17 protein-coding genes are annotated in these 19,428 nt (G+C 40.7%); 2 read left to right on the top strand and 15 right to left on the bottom strand.

The annotated features are described in order from the left end of the window. Window positions 1-12: 12 nt before the first annotated feature. Window positions 13-1,428, bottom strand: coding sequence for a SpoVR family protein (locus K7887_RS05700; protein ID WP_223492582.1), 1,416 nt, complete (start codon window positions 1,426-1,428; stop codon window positions 13-15). Window positions 1,429-1,584: 156 nt separating this feature from the next. Here K7887_RS05700 and K7887_RS05695 point away from each other — a divergent pair, with 156 nt between their 5' ends. Next, window positions 1,585-2,454 carry a sulfite exporter TauE/SafE family protein gene (locus tag K7887_RS05695; RefSeq protein ID WP_223492581.1) on the top strand — a complete coding sequence of 290 codons (870 nt, stop codon included), beginning with the start codon at window positions 1,585-1,587 and terminating at the stop codon, window positions 2,452-2,454. A gap of 58 nt (window positions 2,455-2,512) precedes the next feature. On the opposite strand, the gene mgtE is transcribed toward K7887_RS05695, so the two are convergent. From mgtE to K7887_RS05685, 3 genes are all read right to left on the bottom strand, one after another. Beyond that, window positions 2,513-3,874, bottom strand: a complete 1,362-nt coding sequence (gene mgtE / locus K7887_RS05690; protein ID WP_223492580.1) for a magnesium transporter — start codon at window positions 3,872-3,874, stop codon at window positions 2,513-2,515. 46 nt (window positions 3,875-3,920) lie between these two features. Further along, window positions 3,921-4,046, bottom strand: a complete 126-nt coding sequence (locus K7887_RS22940; RefSeq protein ID WP_263290337.1) for a hypothetical protein — start codon at window positions 4,044-4,046, stop codon at window positions 3,921-3,923. A 197-nt stretch (window positions 4,047-4,243) separates the two neighbouring features. After that, entirely contained in the window at window positions 4,244-5,272 is a 1,029-nt protein-coding gene (locus K7887_RS05685) for a M14 family zinc carboxypeptidase (RefSeq protein WP_223492579.1), read from the bottom strand. A gap of 139 nt (window positions 5,273-5,411) precedes the next feature. Between K7887_RS05685 and K7887_RS05680 the strand changes: the two genes are divergently transcribed. Next, window positions 5,412-5,669, top strand: coding sequence for a YhdB family protein (locus K7887_RS05680; protein WP_029326573.1), 258 nt, complete (start codon window positions 5,412-5,414; stop codon window positions 5,667-5,669). 513 nt (window positions 5,670-6,182) lie between these two features. On the opposite strand, the gene K7887_RS05670 is transcribed toward K7887_RS05680, so the two are convergent. The 11 genes from K7887_RS05670 to K7887_RS05620 all read right to left on the bottom strand — a co-directional run bounded on the left by K7887_RS05670 (window position 6,183) and on the right by K7887_RS05620 (window position 19,054). Further along, the gene (locus tag K7887_RS05670) at window positions 6,183-6,722 is read right to left on the bottom strand and encodes an NADPH-dependent FMN reductase (protein WP_223493588.1); all 540 of its coding nucleotides are present in this window, start codon (window positions 6,720-6,722) and stop codon (window positions 6,183-6,185) included. Between the two features lie 128 nt (window positions 6,723-6,850). Continuing rightward, window positions 6,851-7,483: a response regulator gene (locus K7887_RS05665; RefSeq protein ID WP_223492578.1), complete on the bottom strand. Its 633-nt coding sequence runs from the start codon at window positions 7,481-7,483 to the stop codon at window positions 6,851-6,853. Continuing rightward, window positions 7,480-8,619 (bottom strand): GAF domain-containing sensor histidine kinase, encoded by a 1,140-nt coding sequence (locus K7887_RS05660; protein WP_317849238.1) that lies wholly within the window; start codon window positions 8,617-8,619, stop codon window positions 7,480-7,482. The genes K7887_RS05665 and K7887_RS05660 overlap by 4 nt, the downstream gene beginning before the upstream one ends. 186 nt (window positions 8,620-8,805) lie before the next feature. Continuing rightward, window positions 8,806-10,569 (bottom strand): phospho-sugar mutase, encoded by a 1,764-nt coding sequence (locus tag K7887_RS05655; RefSeq protein WP_223492577.1) that lies wholly within the window; start codon window positions 10,567-10,569, stop codon window positions 8,806-8,808. A gap of 178 nt (window positions 10,570-10,747) precedes the next feature. Further along, the gene (locus tag K7887_RS05650; protein WP_223492576.1) at window positions 10,748-12,454 is read right to left on the bottom strand and encodes a glycerol-3-phosphate dehydrogenase/oxidase; all 1,707 of its coding nucleotides are present in this window, start codon (window positions 12,452-12,454) and stop codon (window positions 10,748-10,750) included. Window positions 12,455-12,602: 148 nt separating this feature from the next. Then, window positions 12,603-14,093, bottom strand: a complete 1,491-nt coding sequence (gene glpK / locus K7887_RS05645) for a glycerol kinase GlpK (protein WP_223492575.1) — start codon at window positions 14,091-14,093, stop codon at window positions 12,603-12,605. 23 nt (window positions 14,094-14,116) lie between these two features. Then, window positions 14,117-14,674: a glycerol-3-phosphate responsive antiterminator gene (locus K7887_RS05640; protein WP_223492574.1), complete on the bottom strand. Its 558-nt coding sequence runs from the start codon at window positions 14,672-14,674 to the stop codon at window positions 14,117-14,119. A 552-nt stretch (window positions 14,675-15,226) separates the two neighbouring features. Further along, window positions 15,227-15,952, bottom strand: a complete 726-nt coding sequence (locus tag K7887_RS05635; protein WP_223492573.1) for a GntR family transcriptional regulator — start codon at window positions 15,950-15,952, stop codon at window positions 15,227-15,229. 93 nt (window positions 15,953-16,045) lie between these two features. Then, a complete protein-coding gene (locus tag K7887_RS05630) occupies window positions 16,046-16,855 on the bottom strand; it encodes a carbohydrate ABC transporter permease (protein ID WP_223492572.1) in 810 nt (269 codons plus the stop codon). 15 nt (window positions 16,856-16,870) lie between these two features. Continuing rightward, window positions 16,871-17,746: a carbohydrate ABC transporter permease gene (locus tag K7887_RS05625; RefSeq protein WP_223492571.1), complete on the bottom strand. Its 876-nt coding sequence runs from the start codon at window positions 17,744-17,746 to the stop codon at window positions 16,871-16,873. A 60-nt stretch (window positions 17,747-17,806) separates the two neighbouring features. Further along, complete coding sequence (locus tag K7887_RS05620; RefSeq protein WP_223492570.1) at window positions 17,807-19,054, bottom strand: ABC transporter substrate-binding protein; 1,248 nt, start codon at window positions 19,052-19,054, stop codon at window positions 17,807-17,809. Between the last annotated feature and the right edge of the window lie 374 nt (window positions 19,055-19,428).

Raw genomic sequence — 19,428 nt, 5'->3', positions numbered from 1 at the left:
AGGTTTTCTTTGTTATATATACTTCCGGTGAACACTCTTGCCGTCATACGTAAACAATACATTCTTCGTCTCAATCACCGACTCCATATGAACTGGTCTACCCCAGATCTGAAAGATATACGGCATTACTTTCTCTAAATATTTTAGGTCGAGCTCAATTCCCTCAAACCAATGCTTCAAATATAGCTCCCCGGCTCTTAGGTAGTCCCCATCATTAACTGTAATATATGGGAACCCACCGTTAACACGCATGTTCACCAGTTGATCGCGTACTTGTTCCCAAGCCTTATCAACAATTTTGTAATCTTTCCCCTGTTTTTGGAAAAGATACATATCTTCTCGCATGACTAAATCTTTATTAAGATAGTTGCGCAGGAAGGAAATATCTGATTCCACTTCCCTCACCTCAAACATCTTCTCACGCCCAGATCCTGGTTTTACTCCATCACGTAACATTGATTCCGTAGGGTTGTTGTACCGTTCTTCGATATCCTCAAAAATTTTAATACCAAGATAATATGGATTGATACTTGTTTTAGAAGGCTGCACAACACCTGCGTTTAATTTTGCATACTCCAATGCCTCATCGCTTGTCAGGTCCATTTCGCGCAGGATACGTTGATGCCAGTAGGAAGCCCAGCCTTCGTTCATGATTTTCGTTTCCATTTGAGGCCAGAAATAGAGCATTTCCTCTCGCATCATCGTCAGGATATCACGCTGCCAGTCCTCGAGTTCGCTACTGTAGTGTTCAATAAAAAGAAGAATATCCTTTTCCGGTTGAGGTGGGAATTTCTTTTTTCTTTTCTTCGGTACTGCTTTGGGTTTACTACGATTATCCAAGTTCCATAAGTCATCATATTGACTTACTTTCTTCGGTGCTTCTTCCTCCTCTTCCATATCCTCCATGCTCCAAGCAAGTTTGGAACGAATGAGCGAAGGATCAATATGTTCCTGTATGGCAAGGACAGCATTCAAAAAGTCCTCTACTTCTTTTTTTCCATAATCGTGTTCATATTGTTTAATTCTCTCCGCTGTTGCCGCCATACTTTCCACCATATCCCTGTTCGTGTTTTGAAACCGGCAATTATTCTTAAAAAAATCACAGTGGGCAAGTACATGCGCAACAATCAGCTTGTTCTGGATAATCGAGTTTGTATCCAAAAGAAAGGCATAACAAGGATTTGAGTTAATTACCAATTCATATATCTTACTGAGTCCCAGATCATAGTGCAGTTTCATTTTGTGAAACTGTTTCCCAAAGCTCCAATGGGAAAAGCGTGTCGGCATTCCGTATGCTCCAAACGTATAGATGATATCAGCAGGACAAATTTCATAACGCATTGGATAAAAGTCCAGTCCAAACCCTTTGGCAATCTCGGTAATTTCATCAATGGCATGGAATAAGGCCTTTTCATCATTTGCTCTCATCAAAACTACCTCCCTTTTCCTCTTATCACAATGTATGAACAAGGTGACAATAACATGAGAGGGGATTGTTCTATTGCGACTTTTTTCTATATACAAACCCTTGGCTTTGGCACAATGTTATACTGTAGATAAGCCTTTTTGGAGGAGAATACATATATGGAATTTTTATTATTTATACTATTAGGATTTTCAATCAGTATGCTTTCCGGTTTTTTTGGGATAGGAGGCGGCCTTGTACTGACACCTGTATTGCTTCTTATTGGTTACACACCTATTGAGGCGATTTCCACAAGTCTTCTTTATACCATCGGAACATCCATGGCCGGTGTGTATGCTCATTTTAAAATGAAAAACATCCAATGGAAGGCAGCAGTCATTATAGGAGCAAGTGGTGTCGTGGCCACACAAATTGCCTACCCCGTTGTAAGCTGGCTTGAGTCTAACGGGTATGATACCACTGTTGTACCAATTCTGTACCTTGCATTACTCACTTACTTTGCCTATAAAATGTTGAAGAAGGATAAAGGAGATAATCGGGTTGCTTATGATGCCACTTCGAACAAGCAGAGCTTCTGGAAATTCATTTTCATTGGGGTAATTGCTGGGTTTCTGTCTACTACACTCGGTGTCGGTGGCGGCTTTATCATTGTTCCGTTATTGATTGCTTACTACAGCTTCTCATCTAAACAAGCAGTAGCAACAAGCCTTGCAGGGGTCATTTTGATTGTCAGTGCAGGATTCATCACATATGCTGTAAACAATCCAATTAACTTCAAGGTGGGATTATTTTTGATTGCGGGAGCCATCTTTGGTTCTCAGTTGGGCGCAAAAGCCACCTCTTTCTTTAAAAGCAGAAGTATTCAAAAGTTGTTGGGTTTCCTTTACATCGTCACCATGCTTAGTCTCATTTTAGAGATGTTTGAACTTTCTACAGTTGGCTTGGTTGCCTTAGGATGTTACACCATATTTATTAATATCTTCTTGTTGACAAGGCTTTTAAAGAGAAAAGCACAGCCTTCTCATTAGACAAAAAAGTCCATCCTTTCTCACGATTACTGTTGGAGAGGATGGACTTTTTATTTTTTTATGGTGCCAAGTAAGATAGAAATGCTGTCGCAATTCCAAAATAAATTAATAAAGAAAGGATATCGTTCACTGTTGTGATAAGCGGACCGGATGCAATGGCCGGGTCAATGTTCAATTTATAAAGAATTAAAGGGATTACAGTGCCCGCGAGTGTACCAATGATAAGAGTGAAAAATAAAGAAACCCCTACAACCATTCCCAAAATCAAATCGCCTCGCCAAACAAATGCAATGATGGCAATTAAAATAGCGCAAGTAATTCCAATAGTTATGCCCACTCCAAGTTCACGGAGAACAACTTTTGTTACCAACTTTTTATCCAAATCACGAGATATTAGACCACGAACAATCACTGCAAGGGACTGTGTACCTGTGTTACCTGTCATCCCTGCAATCATCGGCATAAAGAATGCCAGCGCTACAACTGTACCTAATGTATCTTCAAATCCGCTTATAATACTGCCTGAAATAAGTCCAATAAATAATAATAAGATCAACCACGGCAAACGTCTTGCAGAAGCCACTAGAGCAGGTGTATCAAAGTCAATGTCTTTACCAGATGCAGAAAGTTTTTCAATATCTTCATTCGCTTCTTGAATAACAACGTCGATGACATCATCGACTGTAATAATACCAATTAATGTTTTTTCATCGTCTACAACAGGGACCGCTAAGAAGTCATAACGCTCGATGATATTTGCCACTTCTTCTTGGTCTGTATCAACATGAACGGAGATGACCCTTGAAAACATTATTTCCTGTATCTTTTCATGAGCGTCTGCCAAAATAAGATCACGATAAGAGACAACTCCTACAAGCCTTTTCTCTTCGTCAATAACATATAAGTAGTTGATGGTTTCAGCAAGTTCCGCAAATGATTTGAGTTTATCGACCACTTCTCGGACTGTGTATTCCTGAGGTATCCACACGTACCGGTTTGTCATCAATCGACCGGCAGTTTCGGCTTCATATTTCATTAAGTCCTGAACGGCGGAGGATTCTTCTTTGTTCATTTTTGCTAAGAATCGGCTTTTGACCTCTGGATCCATTTCATCAAATAATGATGCTAAATCATCATTATCCATCCGGTCCATAACTTTAGCTGATTTTTCCACACCGATTTTTTGTAATACTTCTAATTGCAATTCTTGGTTTAGCTCTTGAATTAATGCAGTTAACTGCTCAATTGTAAGGTATGTGAGAAATCTTACTTTATGTTTTTCAGGAAGCTGTTGATAGATGACTCCTGTATCATATGGCTGTAGTTCTTCAATGATATCCTGAAAAGCTTTTCGCTTCCCGTCCTTTAAAAAGGTAATGATGTTTAAAATGATTTGATCCTCTGTCATGTTATTCACCATGAGCTTTGCCTCCTCTGCATGCTAAGGAGTACAAGGAATCACATCTTTATTTTACCGTTGGTGTGGTAACTAATAATGATATGTATGTTCCTGTACTTCTTATAAAAATCGTCCTCGGACTTGGACTACTATCCATTTTCGTTACCACCACCTGAATATTAGTTTTACTCATTAAAAAAGCACCTGTCATTTTTGGAGGAATGAAGGTGCATTGAGCCTCACCTAACGAAGGTAAAATGAGTTGATTTCATTTTTCATAATTTCTACTTTACAAGGGAAAAACGGACGGTGTCAACCTTTTTAGCTACTCTTAAATAAAACACTTAACAAATTTAATACCCCTTTTTTCCTGTTAAAAAACCTATACCGTTATTCTGCCTCATTCATTTTAGATTCATTACGGTCAAGAAACAGATTTTTCGCTTTACCCACAAGGTATATACCCACCTTTTTATTCCGCTTCCATTCTTCCTGAAAAACCGATATCGGAGGATTTGTATCTTCCACAAAATAAGAAATCTCCGATGTGAAGGAAGGCCTATCGAATTCTGATACAAACCAATCGGAAAACCCTCCACCAACCGCATGCTCCTCCGGTTGGTCAAGTTCATAACCTGTTAACTTTGATAAGTGATCTGCTATTTTCTTATCTCGTTTTACCAATGCTTGATTATTTTTGAAGTACCAATATAGAACTCTCCCCGAGGAGTGATAGGTAACCGCCATCAAAGGATCTACTTCCTTTGTAAAATGTACAACTGCCCGGACCTCTTTCGCCTGCAGCGGGTACTTCCCCTTATAATACTGATAGGATGGAACTGCCGTTTTTTCTTTAATGCTCTCCCACCCTGCTGGGTATTGCCTGTTCAAATCTATTCCCATCCCATTTGCTTTCCATCGATCAAAATCCATACTATTCTCATTCATGTGGATTAATCGTATTTGATGATGTTTAGGCAAAAAACCTATACTTTCTTGTTGAATCCGTATCCCGTCCGGATTAACCATCGGGACAAACCAAATCGAAACATCATCCAACAGTTGCGAATTATATCCAAAAATATCTTGACCGCTCTTATACGCCTCTAAGTAATATTCCATCTTAGTCATGACAAGACTTGTCGTAAGCCATTCCCTTCCATGGTGACCACCGAGAATAATGATACTTTCTTTACCTTCACCTATTTTCGCAGCCCAGATATTTTGACCAAACTCTGATTTTCCAATTAGCTTAATTTGCATCTCTTCCTTATACTTTCTTTTTAAAAGCCACAGATCTTCCCGCATTCTGTCATACGTATACCATTCTTGAGCATTCACTATTTGCTCTGCTTGTGAAATGAGTGGGTTAATTTGCACAAATATAAACAGTAAAACAATCGCTTTCCATCGCTTCATTTATACACCTCAAAATCGCATTTCATTTATTTTGTGTAAGTTTTCGAATGGAGATACGACCAACATTTTCAACGGAGGAAACATCACTTTTTGACACAAAATAATAGCACTCCTTAACAAGAGGAGGCGAGGATTCCAAATGAACACAGTTGATTATGACCGCGCCTTATATTACACGCACCGATCTGAATGGGATAACCTGCTTATCCTGATGGTGCGGACTAAAGATGATTTCCTCTCCAAGAATATCGAGCATTTCCTTCATTCCTACAACTTTTCTAAGGATTATAAGGAAATTGAGAAAAACCTTTATCAATTGCTACGATATATTGATCACGCTGTAACAAGGAGCACAGAAGATCAATTGGATGAAATCAGTCATGGATATATGGTGTAAATCATTTCTTAAACAAACAGTAATCCAAGGCACAATGCCCCGGATTACTGTTTATTAGTATTCAATAAAAAAACGGGCAAAATCGTCTGGTTCTTTTATAGTAATTAAACATTAGTAGTTGGTTAATCGCCGCTGTTCCTTTCCGCTAATGGCTTCGCTTTCCACGGGGCGACCTTGAGCCTCCTCGCGTTCGCTGCGGGGTCTCAACATTGCCGCTACTTCCCCGTAGGAGTCTTCGCCATTAGCTCCAATCCACAGCTATAAATTACGAGAACAGGACGTTAATGCTTTTTCAGTTAACTCGTTTGGGACCTTTTTTATAATTCCTTCGGTGAATGCAGCCACCTTGTTGATTGGAGTGGAAGGCGCGTAGACGCCCGCGGGAGGAAGGGACAGGTGAGACCCCGCAACGGAGTGAGGAGGCTCACGGACCGCCCGCAGGCAAGCGAAGCGCCTGGAACGGAAATCAACGGAATTTTATACTTTTTTATCTCTTAAAAAAAAGGCCTCTTATCAGGCCTCTTCACTTTGCATCACATATTCACGCATTTTCACATACATCACTAACTCTTTATATAGCGCATCAACCAACTCCGCACTTTCATCATTCAAAGAATCATTTTCATAATCAAAACAATGCGGATCCAAAACCAATTGCCTTGGTATCACATTTGCATAAACGCCACGGCCCACCACGCGCATATTGTTCAATGCATTGATTCCGCCTTTGCCACCACCCGCTACTGCCAACAACCCAACAGGCTTGCTATGGAACTGCTCGCTGCCCAGGAAATCCAACGCGTTTTTCAATGCACCACTCATGCCGCTATGGTATTCAGGAGATAATAGCAGAACCGCATCTGCATGTTTAACTTTCGCTCTCAAGGACTCCACGTTTTCAAGCTCCGCCTGATAAGACTCTCCATTGTATAGGGGAATTTTCCCTTCACTTAAATCAATAACCTCTACACCATATTTATTTTGAAAAAATCTTGCTGCAATACCTGTACGACCATTTTTTCTCGGACTACCGCTTATCGCTAAAATTTTCATCACTATTTACTCCCTCCAACTGTCTTTATACTTTTAGTATATTCGACATTCTTCATTGGCAAATCGGAAGAAATAGCTAACTTTCCCTACGAAAAACGATTCATTTTTTCTACAACTAAAGTCGTAGATCAAGCAATGCCATGTTTCACTGCATATAATGCAGCCTGAGTCCGATCTGCCACTTCAAGCTTCGCCAATATATTGGAAACATGAGTTTTGACGGTCTTTTCGGTGATAAACAAAGAGGAGGCAATTTCTTTATTGCTCTTTCCTTTTGCTATCTCCGCTAATACTTCTAGTTCTCGTTTGGTCAACTCTTCATGCAAGTTTCTGCTTCCGACTCCTTTGGCAAAATGAGACATCACATGTGAGGTGACTTTAGGATGCAGTTGACTTTCCCCTCGGTGAACGGCACGTATCGATTCAATCAATTGGTCAGGCTCTACATCCTTCAATTGATAGCCAGTCGCACCGGCACGTATGGCGGGAATAACATGATCTTGGTCAGCGAAACTGGTCAAAATCAATACCTTGGACGGGATATTCCTTTCCATGATCTGCTTCGTTGCTTGAATTCCATCCATTTCCGGCATCACTAAGTCCATTAGAATAACATCTGGTTTCAAGGCTTCAGCAAGTTCCACTGCTTCTTTTCCATTTTTTGCTTCCCCGACAATTTCAATATCCTTTTGTGTTTTCAAGAAAAAAAGCAAACCTCTTCTCACCACATGATGATCATCTGCAATTACAATCCTGATCATTTACTCTCCCCCTTTGTCACTGGCATTTCTACACGTACCATCGTGCCTTTTCCTAATTCACTTAAAAGGATAAACCTTCCCCCTAGTGCTTCCGTTCTCTCCTTCATGCTCCTTAAGCCTAAAGAAGGAATTTCTTCACTTTGTGTAAAAGAAAAGCCTGTCCCTGTATCTTTTATCTCCATGGAAACTCTTTTATTTTTCACTTCAATCAGCAGGCATGCCTCTTTTTTTCCTGCATGCTTTTTACAATTATTTAATGCCTCCTGTCCTATCCTCCATAAGCATTCTTCCATATGATTTGGAAGATCAATGACACCCTTCACCTCGGAATGAATGCTTAACCCAAGCACTTTGCCATAATTGAGCAGTGCACTCACTACCCCATTTTCCAATCCTTCTGGCCTCAGCTGCCAAATGAGTGCTCTCATTTCACTTAATGCCTCTTGTGAAAGTTCCTGCATATACGTCAGCATTTCGAGAATCTGCGGGTCTTTTGTAAGCTCTTTAGTCCCTCTTGCAGTGAGCATAAGGGAGAAAAGAAGTTGGTTGACTGAATCATGCAAATCCCTGGCCAAGCGGTTTCTTTCTGCCAAAATGGAAAGGTGCTGCTCGTTTTCAGAAAGCCTGATACGCTTGATTGCCGTTCCAATTTGATAGGCAACGGACTCTAACAGCGCAAGTTCTGTATCGGAAAAATAGGTTTTGGAAGGTGCTGCTACATTTAGAACACCAAACTTTTCCTCTCCCGCACGCAATGGTACTGTTGCATGGTGGGTAATGTCATTGGTTTCCCCCCACTCAAACTTTATTGCATCCTCTAGCCTTTTACAGGCAATGATATTAGATGCGCGCTTCAGCCGACCGTCTTGATAGCGATCAAGGCACCAGCAGCCTCCCTCGCACATAGGTTTTTTATTGTTGCTTTTTAGTGCTTCTGGCAATTGGTGTTCTGCAGCTAATTCGTAGTTTCCTTTTTCATCTATAATATAGATCCAGCCTGTTTGAAGGCCTGTCACTTGAAGTAGTTCTTTTAACACGCTTTCTAGCATTGTCGGTAAATCATTCGCTTGATTAAGCGATTCCGCAATGATTTTCAGCGCGCGCAGTTCTTGAATTCTTTGATTTTCCTGGACCACAATAAATGTCCCCCTTGTTTCGTCTAGCTTACATATCACCTATTATCTTTCTATTGTAACAGTGGGAATCCCTTTTGGCTTTCGGAAAAAGACCGGAGTTTTTCTGCGACTTTGGTCGTAGATGAACAACAAAAAACCGCCTCAAGCAGAAATACTCTACTTGAAACAGCAATCAATTTTATTAAATTAAGCTTTACCTAAAGAGTTCATGCTATTTAAAAACTGATCCACTTTCTCCATGAGTGAAGTCGAGATAGTTTCTAATTTCTCTTGACTGTCTTCCATTGTCTCAGACTGCGTTCCGAAGTAGAACTTTATCTTCGGCTCTGTTCCGGAAGGTCTTACACATACCCATGTGCCGTCTTCAAGGAAATACTTCAGCACATTAGATTTTGGAAGTTCCATTTTTTCCACAGCTTTTGTTTCCACAACCAATCTTTCTTGTGTAGAGTAATCCTCTATTGCTGTAACCGCATATCCTGCTACTTCCGCTGGCGGCGTGTTGCGGAACGCTGTCAGAAGGTTAGCAATCTGTTCCGCTCCTTCTTTTCCTTTTAACGTTAGGGACTTCATGCCTTCTAAATAATAGCCGTACTCTTCATACAACTCCATTAACCCTTCATACATCGTCTTGCCAAGTCTCTTGTAGAATGCGCAGATTTCTACTGCCATGATGCATGCTTGAACCGCATCTTTGTCACGGGCAAAATCTGCGATCAAGGAACCATAACTCTCTTCGTATCCGAATAAGAAAGTATATTCCCCACCCTCTTCATACTGCTTGATTTTCTCACCGATGAACTTAAACCCTGTTAACGTATCTACAGTTGCAACACCGTAACTGTCTGCGATCACGCGGCCGAATTCAGATGTTACAATCGTTTTCAACATCACACCGTTTGAAGGAAGCGTACCTGTTGCTTTCTTTTCAGACAATAAGTAGTGTAAGAAAAGGGCACCTGTCTGGTTACCGGTCAACACCACATACTCGCCGTCTGCGTTTTTTACTGCTACTCCAAGACGGTCTGCATCCGGATCAGTTGCGATTAAAATATCGGCACCGATTTCCTTGCCATCACGGATTGCCAATTCAAATGCTGCATGCTCCTCCGGGTTTGGAGAGGATACAGTAGAGAAGTTTGGATCTGGCTGTTCTTGTTCAGCCACCACTTTCACATTTTTGTACCCAAGTGCTGCAAGACCTTCACGTACTGGCAGGTTGGCTGTTCCGTGTAAAGGAGTAAATACCACCTTTACATCCTCGCCCATCTCTTCACCTAACTCAGGGTGCACACTGATGGTAGTAAGCTGCTTCAAGTATTCCTTGTCCAATTCTTCGCCAATGATTTTGATCAAGCCTTTATTCTTCAGCTCTTCTTCTGAAGCAACCTGTAAATCAAGCTCATTTTCCACTTCATTCACTTTGGAGATGACCTGATCCGCTTCATACAATGGCAATTGCCCTCCGTCTGGACCATACACTTTGTATCCGTTATATTCTGGAGGATTATGGCTCGCCGTAACAACGATACCGGAGAATGCTCCTAAGTAACGAACAGCAAAAGAAAGTACCGGCGTCGGACGCAGGCTTTCAAATACATAAGTTTGAATGCCATGGCTTGCCAATGTCTTGGCTGCTTCCATTGCAAACTCCGGAGATTTATGACGGCAATCATAAGCGATTGCCACTCCGCCTTTTTTCGCTTCCTCACCGAAAGATTCTATGTATCGTGCCAATCCTTCAGAAGCTTTTCGAACAGTATATATATTCATTCGGTTTGTACCTGCACCGATCTCCCCGCGCATTCCACCTGTACCAAATTCCAATTCTTTATAAAAGCTTTCTTCTTTCACCTTGTCATCGTGCTTCATTTCTTGAATCAGCTTAACCATTTCTTCATCAAGATTAGTGTGAGATTCCCAAAGATCGAATTTTTCCATCCATTTCATCTGTCTTTTCCTCCTTGCGTTTATCAGGATATAGTAAGACTTCTACTTCCATACTAATGCTTCCTGCAAAAAAAATACGTCGAATTATGACAAATTACGCGTTCGTGAACGTTTTCACTCATTATTATACTAAAAAAGAAAAGGAATTGCCTTATGCAATTCCTTGTTAAAGATAAACTTAACTAATTTTATTCGAAACCTTTTGATCAAAACCCTGTTCTTCGTCCACCGCTCTTACTGCATCATGTAAATGGCGCTCTAAAATGATTCGGTTTTGCTCTTTTTGCTCTCTGCTCCAAACTAATTCCTTGGCCATTAGGTCCAATACTTTTGTTTTCCACTTTTCTACCCAGGCAATGTCGAAAAATAATGCTCCCGTTCTGCGAATGAAAAAGTCAGCAGGAGTTGCCGTCATTTCTTCTCTAATTGCATACAACACCCTAACAAAAACATCTATTGGCAACCCGGCTCTTTTGGCTTGATCTGCATCTGTTTTGGCAATGTCATAAAGTTTATCCACATTTGAACCATACATTGAAGAAAGCTTTGTTGCTTCTTCTTCTGTGAACCCTAGCTTCATACCTTCTTTTACTTTCGCTTTCATATAGGAAGCGTAGTTATTAGAACCTCCGACATCTCCACCTGAAATCGGCATATGCTTTGTTTTGGATCCTCCGTAATTTTTACCGGTTTCTTTTACATACTGCTTATTAATTAAATCAACAACCATTTCTGCCATTTTACGATAGCCCGTCAGCTTTCCTCCTGCAATGGTAATCAACCCAGAGTCTGAGATCCACACTTCGTCTTTTCTGGAAATTTCAGAGGCGGATTTTCCTTCTTCATGGATTAACGGCCGCAGTCCAGTCCAACTGGATTCAATGTCAGATTCCTGCAACTTTAAGGAAGGGAACATATAGGAAATAGCTTCAAGTACATAGGTCTTATCCTTTTTAGTCATTCTTGGATGGGCCATGTCTTCCTTATAAACAGTATCCGTTGTTCCAACATACGTTTTGCCGTCTCTCGGAATGGCAAAAATCATTCTTTTGTCTTGTGTATCAAAATAGATAGCCTGTTTTAACGGGAATTTCTTTTGATCAAATACTAAATGAATCCCTTTTGTAAGTTGCAAATGCTTTCCTTTCTTGGAGCCGTCCATTTCACGCAGTGTATCTACCCAAGGACCTGCAGCATTTACGATTTTTTTAGCACGGATCGTATATACCTTATTAGATAATTGATCAACCACTTTTGCCCCTACTACTTTTCCATCTTCATAAAGAAGTTCTTCAACTTTTGCATAGTTGACTGCCTCTGCACCTCGCTTGACCGCTTCTTTCATGACTTCAATGGTGAGACGTGCATCATCTGTACGGTACTCTACATAAACGCCTCCACCTTTTAGGCCTTTGCTGTTTAGTAGCGGCTCACGTATTAACGTTTCTTGTGCGTTCAACATTTTGCGGCGTTCCGATCTTTTAACATTTGCTAGAAAGTCATACACCCTTAATCCTAAGGAAGTCGAGAATTTCCCAAATGTTCCTCCTTGTTGAATCGGTAACAGCATCCATTCAGGTGTTGTAACATGTGGACCATTTTCATAAACGACCGCACGTTCCTTCCCTACTTCTGCCACCATCTTCACTTCTAATTGTTTTAAGTATCGAAGTCCGCCGTGAACAAGCTTAGTGGAGCGGCTGGATGTACCGGCAGCAAAGTCCTGCATTTCCACAACAGCCGTTTTTAATCCACGGGTTGCAGCATCCAGGGCGATACCACTTCCTGTAATACCACCACCAATTACTAATACGTCATAAGTCTCTTCTGTCATTTTTTCTAAAATAAGGCTTCTGTTAAAGCTCGCAAAGTTTAATTTATTCATTTTATTTGCCTCCATCCTCTTAGTAGGTATATATACAAAAAGAGACCACAGAAAACATAGACAAAGCTTTTGCTCTGAATATGTTCTGTGGTCTCTCCTAATCTCCAACCGAAATATTAACTTATTTTTAGTATATCATATGCAACGCTTACTTGAAAGCAATAGTTGCATTTACTGCTTTTTTCCAACCACTATATAATTTCTCTTGTTCTTCTTTATCCATCTCTACCTCAAAGGTTGATTCAACTTTCCACTGTGAAGCGATTTCCTCTTTATTTTTCCAATAGCCAACAGCAAGACCAGCTAAATAAGCTGTGCCAAGTGCCGTCGTTTCATTGACAGACGGTCTCTCCACCCCGACCCGGAGCATATCACTTTGGAATTGCATTAAGAAATTATTCTTCACTGCTCCACCATCTACGCGTAAAGTTTTTAAAGAAATCCCGGAGTCATGCTCCATCGCCGTCAACACATCTTTCGTCTGATAAGCCAATGATTCCAACGTGGCACGAATAAAATGTTCTTTAGAGGTCCCCCTCGTCAAACCAAATGCCGCTCCCCGGACGTCACTATCCCAATACGGAGTGCCCAAACCAACAAAAGCCGGAACTACATACACTCCTTCAGTAGAGTCTACTTTTGTGGCATACTCTTCACTTTGACTAGCATCCTTGAACATGCGGAGTCCATCACGAAGCCACTGAATTGCTGAACCTGCTACAAAAATACTGCCTTCCAATGCGTAAGTTACTTTTCCATCAATTCCCCATGCAATGGTAGTTAGAAGCCCGCTCTCGGATTTGATCGGCTTTTCGCCTGTATTCATAAGCATAAAGCAACCTGTTCCATAAGTGTTCTTCGCCATTCCTTCTTCATAGCATGCCTGTCCGAATAGTGCTGCTTGCTGATCGCCTGCCGCACCTGCAATAGGAATTTCTTGTCCAAAGAAATGATAGTCCACGGTATGTGCATAAACTTCTGAAGAAGGCTTCACTTCCGGAAGCATACTTGCTGGCACATTCAGTATATCAAGTAATTCTTGATCCCATTTTAGTTCATGGATATTGTATAGTAGCGTTCTTGAAGCATTTGAATAATCGGTCACATGTGCCTTCCCGCCTGAAAGCTTCCAAATCAACCACGTATCAATGGTACCAAAAAGCAACTCTCCCTTTTCCGCACGCTCTCGTGCCCCGTCGACATGATCTAGCAGCCACTTCACTTTTGTCCCGGAGAAATAAGCATCAATTAATAACCCTGTTTTTTCTCGGAAGGTCTGTTCATGGCCACCTTCTTTTAGTTGGTCACAAATAGCGGACGTCTGCCTGGACTGCCAGACAATTGCATTATGTATTGGTTGCCCCGTCTCTTTATCCCACACAACAGTCGTTTCACGTTGATTGGTGATACCAATACCAGCAATCTGATTAGGTTTAACCCCGGACTCTGATAAACAAGACGCAATAACAGATAAAATGGAGCTCCATATTTCATTTGCGCTATGTTCGACCCAACCTGACTTTGGAAAATATTGTTGAAATTCTTTTTGCGCATTGTACACCGCTTCCCCATTTTTATTAAATAAAATCGCTCGTGAACTTGTCGTTCCCTGGTCTAATGATAAAATGTATTTTTCCATTTCTAGCACTCTCCCTAAAACACTTATTTTGAATAATGCTCCCAAAGATCCTGTTTGGATGTGGTAACTGCTGTCGCCCCTGCTTCAATTGCACGGTCCACATCTTCCACTGAACGGATCAAACCTCCTGCAAATACAGGAATGCCTGTTTTTTCTTTTACTTCCCTAATCATATGTGGGACAACCCCAGGTAATACTTCAATAAAGTCGGGCTGCACCTTTTCAATTACTTGATAACTTTTTTCGACTGCATTGGAATCCAATAAAAAGAGGCGTTGTATAGCGTAAATACCCCTTTGTTTGGCTTTTGCAATCACCGCAGCCCTCGTGGAGACGAGTCCTGCCGGCTTTAAGGTTTGACATAGGAATTCTGCTGCGTGCTCGTCATTTTTTATGCCTTGAATAAGGTCTACGTGGACGAACAGTTTTTTCTTTTCTTTATTTGCTGCTTTTATATAATTCGGTATTTGTGAGAGTTGACTGTCTAGTATCACACCATATTCGTAGTTGCTTTGTAAAAACCTTTCAAGAGTTTTTCCGTTTTTCACTGCTGGTAGTATGGTTTGGTTTTGGAATGTCATATAGTTTACCTCAATTCATATGGTAATCGAGTTTAGTTGTAACGCTTACATTTTTCATACCTACATTCTAATACGTTTTGTATTAAGGTTACAACCTTTTTGTGTGAAAATAATTAGGGAGTTTGTTGAACACCGCTGGTGATTTCCGCCCTGGGCTTCGCTTTCCTAGGGGCGGTGCTTGAGCCTCCTCGCTTCGCTGCGGGGTCTCAAGCTACCACTATCTCCCTCAGGAGTCTTCGCCCCGTGCTCCAATCACCAGCTAGAAAATATGAAATCTTAATGTTTATGTTATTACAGTTAACTCCGTGAGAGCGATTTTTATAAATCTTTCATTGAATGGAATCATCTTGTTGATTGGAGTGGAAGGCGCGCAGACGCCCGCGGGAGGAAGGGACAGGGAAGACCCTACAGGGCGAATGCCCGAGGAGGCTTCCGGACCGCCCGCAGGCAAGCGAAGCGCTTGGAACGGAAATCGACCGTTTTACCAAACTTATCATATTAAAAAAACTGCCACAGGCTAGGTTTGCGCGCTGGGGCAGTTTTTTTTTTAGGTTATCTGGTTAGTTCTACTTGGTATTGATATTGGTCGGATCGGTATTTTGTTTTGGCATATTCAATTGGCTTATCATTAATGCCGTAGCTCAAACGAGTCATTTCCAGTAACGCTTGACCGCCGCTTATTCCGAGAAGATCTGCGTCATGAAGCGTGGCATTGACTGCTGATATTTTTTCGTTTGCTTTTTTCAACATAACACCGTTCTCTTCTAAGATCTGATAAAACTTAGCGTTATTGAGATCATGTTTTAATAAAATTTCACCGATTTCCTCCGGCCAACACGTACGTTCAAGCGCAATCGGTAAATCATTCACGAAGCGAATCCGGTCGATTACTAGTATCTTATCCTCATCATTTAAGTTGAGTTTAGCTTTCTCAATAAAAAGGTCGTCCCTGAATTCGGTTCTTAATAATTTGGAATGAGGCATCAAGCCTTTTTCCATCACTTCTTCTGCAAAACCTGTGAGACGGCCAAGGGATCCCACTAACTTCTGATACTTGACTGTCGTTCCTTTTCCTTGCTTTTTCTCCAAAAGTCCATCATGGACCATTGATGTAATCGCTTGTCTTATGGTTGTTCTGCTTACATCGAATTCTTTCATCAGTTCTTGTTCTGTGGGAATCAAGTCACCTGGTCCCCACACTTTATCCACAATCCTTTTTACCAATATATCTTTGATTTGATGATATAGTGGCACAGGACTGCTATGATTTATTTTCACTGTTGCCGACACTCCTTTTACCTATCTACTTCTATTCTAATATGTTTCACCTGTAAAAGATAGTATCGTCACTACCATTTATTGCAAAACATCTTATCCCTTAACAGAACCCGCAGTCATCCCGGCAACAAAGTAACGTTGTAGGAAAAGATACGCAAGAACCATTGGAGCAGAAGCTATAATAACACCTGTAAATAACATTGGATAGTTTGTCATATATTCACCCTGGAACTCTAATAGTGCTAGAGGAAGAGTTTTGTATTCCGCTTTTGTGATAAATAAAAGTGGATAGAGAAGGTCGTTCCAATGCATTACAAATAGAAAAATAGCGGTTGCCGACAAAGATGGCAAGGATAGCGGCAATGCAATGCGATAGTACATCTGCCAGTTGTTCCCTCCGTCAATGGTACATGCTTCAAACAAGGATTTAGGCAGGGACCTCATGAAACCGGAAAGAATGAAAACTGCTACAGGCAGGGTAACGGAAAGATTGACTATCATTAAACCTACTAATGAATTGGTCAAACCTAAACTGTAGACTAATTGATACAAAGGTATCATGTTTACTTGTGCCGGCACCATCATTCCAATGGTAAAGAACACGAATATTCCGCCACCGATCCAACCCCCAAGCCGTGTAATGCCGAATGCTACAAGACTGGCAAAAAACAAAGTAAAAACAACCGATACTAGTGTCACGAGTACGCTGTTTAAAAAATAGGTGCCCATTGCCTGCTCTTGGAATATTCCAAAGTAATTACTAAAGTTGAAGCTGGATGGCAGACTTAATATGTTCTCATAGATTTCAGATGTTGTTTTAAAAGTTGCTAGTACGATGGATATCACTGGCACTAGAATAAGAGTTGCATAGATGAACAGTAATAATTTTTTTGTCCATTTCATCGTCGTTCCCCCCTTCTAATTTTCTACTCTGTTTGCCCGTAGTACACGGAATTGCAGGAATGTAATAAGTGCTATGACCAGCATAAATATTACGGACTCTGCTGATGCATATCCAAACTTAAAGCTTCTGAATGCTGTTGTGTAAATGTGGGTTGCCAAAATCTCTGTGGCATAGTTCGGGCCACCCCTTGTCATGGCATATATCAGATCAAATGCTTTAAAAGACTGAATCGTAGTATAAGCAACTACTATGGTCGCAGCCGGAGCAATCAGCGGCCATGTTACCTTGCTGAAAGTTTGCCAGCGGCTTGCCCCTTCAATTTTTGCCACTTCGTATAGATCTTCAGGTATTGCTTGCAGACCGGCAACAAATATGATGAGCATCTGCCCTGTATGGAACCAGACTTGTACAAAGGCAATGGAGTATATGGCAATGTTTTGATCACCGAGCCAATTGTTCGCAAGAATTTCAAGTCCTACACTAGTAAAGAGATTGTTGATGATTCCTAAGTTAGGGTCGTACATATAGGACCAAATAAATGCTACCGAAACAGAGGAAAGAATGGTCGGAAAGAAATACAAAGCTCTAAGGAAGATATTTGTTTTAGTATTTTTAACAAGTAAAACCGCAAACACCAATGAAAACAAAGTTTGAAAAACGACTACAAACAGCATGAATTTCAAGTTGTTTGTCATTGCCTTTATAAAAATAGAATCATTGGTAACTAGATTGGTATAATTCTCGAATCCTACAAAATTAAAGTTAGTAGTAAGTCCATCCCAGTCTGTGAACGAATAAAATACGGCACTAATCGTTGGGAGGATAAAGAAAATACTATAGAAAATAAGACCGGGTACAAAAAATAAGTAAAGCCACTTACTCTGTTTCATCGTATCCCCCTTTCATATTAAAGGAAGAGGAGAACATCATCCTCCTCCCCTTAGATCCTGTTAATTCAAATTTTGATCCACAATTTGTTGTGCTTTTTTCGCCGCTTCGGCCGGGTCGGTACCGCTTAATACATCTTGGATAGAACCAACAACGGCTTTTTCCACATCAGCGTTTGGAATTAAATAACGTGGTTGGAACCTTGTGTTTTTATCCATCCAGTGTACCGTATCTTTTAGAACTTCAGATTCATAGTTTACATCGTTCACCGTTAAATGCTGTCCAGTCTTGTTCGCATAGACAGATGCATTCTCCGGTTTACTCAAGAATTCAATAAATGCTTTCGCTTGCTCCTGTTTTTCGGATTTACTGTTAACTGCCATCATGAAAGTCGTAGTGTGAATACCTTCATATGTTGCCTCAGACTCCGAAACTGTAATTGGTGCCAACAGATTCAATTTAACGTCTTCTTTATGGCTCTTAATATTTGCCATCGCATATGAGCCTGTAGCAAGCATCGCCGCTTTCTCTTGGCCCACTAAAGCAATTGCTCCATCATGCTTTGTTCCTAAAGCATTAGCTTGGAAATATTCTTTATCATTTAATTCCTTGAATTGAGATAACGTTTTTACCCACCACTCGTCCGTCAATTTAACTTCTCCGTTTACGAGTTTTGTAAATACTTCTTCATCTGTCGCATTGTTCATCATCATAGCGTTCATGAACTGACCAGGCCCAATATCAGCACCCGGGAATGCAATAGGTGTGTATCCATTTTCTTTAAGCGTTTCACATAGAGCCAAGAATCCTTCCCAATCAGTTGGTGGTTCTAATCCTAACTCTTCAAAAATTCCAGCATTATAGATAGGTTGGTTGAAAACAAGCTGATACGGTAATGCATATTGTTTTCCTTCGCTTTGTCCAACTTCTAAGAGACTTTCATTAAAATTAGAGACAAACTCTTCGCCAGACAGATCTTCAAAGAACCCAGCTTTTTGAATGATTTCAAATTGTGAACCAGGCATGGAAACAAAAACATCACCTGTTGTACCATCACGAAGTAAAGTTTGTGCAGTGGATTGGTATTGTTCGGACGGGTATGCCGTCATATCGACTTTAATATCTGGATTTTCCTCTTCAAACTTAGCTATCAGTTCGTTGAATACCTCAACATCTTCCCCACGCCAGTGAATAAAACTGATGGTTGTTTTTCCATCCTTTTCACCAGATGATCCTTCTGAAGAACACCCTGCTAAAGCAAGAGACGTCATTAATGCCAAAATGATCGAAAGCAATTTAAACTTTTTCATAACATTTCCCCCTTTTATTATAACGTTACTACCTTAACCTACTTACGTTACTACCTTTAAAAACAAAGTAACCCCTCTAACACAAGCAAAAGTCAAATGGCAGCGTTTTCATAACTCCTATTTAAAATAATACTTTCTTTTTTCAGTAAATTCAATAAATATTTTTCAAAATTGCCATAATTTATTTTTCATATTTTATAAGACTTGTTGATTTGAAGTGATCTCTAGCTGTTGATTGGAGTGGAAGGCGCGCAGACGCCCGCGGGAGGAAGAGGAAAGGACAGATGAGGACCTCTCTACTCCTTTTCCCTCGTCATTCAGGTCTTCATAACGGCAATGAGGACCTCTCTCCACCTTTTTCCTAGGCACTGAGG

The organism is Sutcliffiella horikoshii, assembly GCF_019931755.1.
Classification (GTDB): Bacteria; Bacillota; Bacilli; order Bacillales; family Bacillaceae_I; genus Sutcliffiella_A; species Sutcliffiella_A horikoshii_E.
The sequence above is the reverse complement of the archived record's forward strand: the minus strand, read 5'-3'. Positions and strand labels throughout refer to the sequence as shown.

What these genes read in the sequence shown, in the direction of transcription:
- K7887_RS05620 (WP_223492570.1), bottom strand. Translation starts at nt 19,054, where the DNA reads ATGAAAAAGTTTAAATTGCTTTCGATCATTTTGGCATTAATGACGTCT.
- K7887_RS05680 (WP_029326573.1), top strand. Translation starts at nt 5,412, where the DNA reads ATGAACACAGTTGATTATGACCGCGCCTTATATTACACGCACCGATCT.
- K7887_RS05630 (WP_223492572.1), bottom strand. Translation starts at nt 16,855, where the DNA reads ATGAAATGGACAAAAAAATTATTACTGTTCATCTATGCAACTCTTATT.
- K7887_RS05665 (WP_223492578.1), bottom strand. Translation starts at nt 7,483, where the DNA reads ATGATCAGGATTGTAATTGCAGATGATCATCATGTGGTGAGAAGAGGT.
- mgtE (WP_223492580.1), bottom strand. Translation starts at nt 3,874, where the DNA reads ATGGTGAATAACATGACAGAGGATCAAATCATTTTAAACATCATTACC.
- K7887_RS05700 (WP_223492582.1), bottom strand. Translation starts at nt 1,428, where the DNA reads ATGAGAGCAAATGATGAAAAGGCCTTATTCCATGCCATTGATGAAATT.
- K7887_RS22940 (WP_263290337.1), bottom strand. Translation starts at nt 4,046, where the DNA reads ATGAGTAAAACTAATATTCAGGTGGTGGTAACGAAAATGGATAGTAGT.
- K7887_RS05670 (WP_223493588.1), bottom strand. Translation starts at nt 6,722, where the DNA reads ATGAAAATTTTAGCGATAAGCGGTAGTCCGAGAAAAAATGGTCGTACA.
- K7887_RS05640 (WP_223492574.1), bottom strand. Translation starts at nt 14,674, where the DNA reads ATGACATTCCAAAACCAAACCATACTACCAGCAGTGAAAAACGGAAAA.
- K7887_RS05625 (WP_223492571.1), bottom strand. Translation starts at nt 17,746, where the DNA reads ATGAAACAGAGTAAGTGGCTTTACTTATTTTTTGTACCCGGTCTTATT.
- K7887_RS05695 (WP_223492581.1), top strand. Translation starts at nt 1,585, where the DNA reads ATGGAATTTTTATTATTTATACTATTAGGATTTTCAATCAGTATGCTT.
- K7887_RS05650 (WP_223492576.1), bottom strand. Translation starts at nt 12,454, where the DNA reads ATGAATAAATTAAACTTTGCGAGCTTTAACAGAAGCCTTATTTTAGAA.
- glpK (WP_223492575.1), bottom strand. Translation starts at nt 14,093, where the DNA reads ATGGAAAAATACATTTTATCATTAGACCAGGGAACGACAAGTTCACGA.
- K7887_RS05655 (WP_223492577.1), bottom strand. Translation starts at nt 10,569, where the DNA reads ATGAAATGGATGGAAAAATTCGATCTTTGGGAATCTCACACTAATCTT.
- K7887_RS05685 (WP_223492579.1), bottom strand. Translation starts at nt 5,272, where the DNA reads ATGAAGCGATGGAAAGCGATTGTTTTACTGTTTATATTTGTGCAAATT.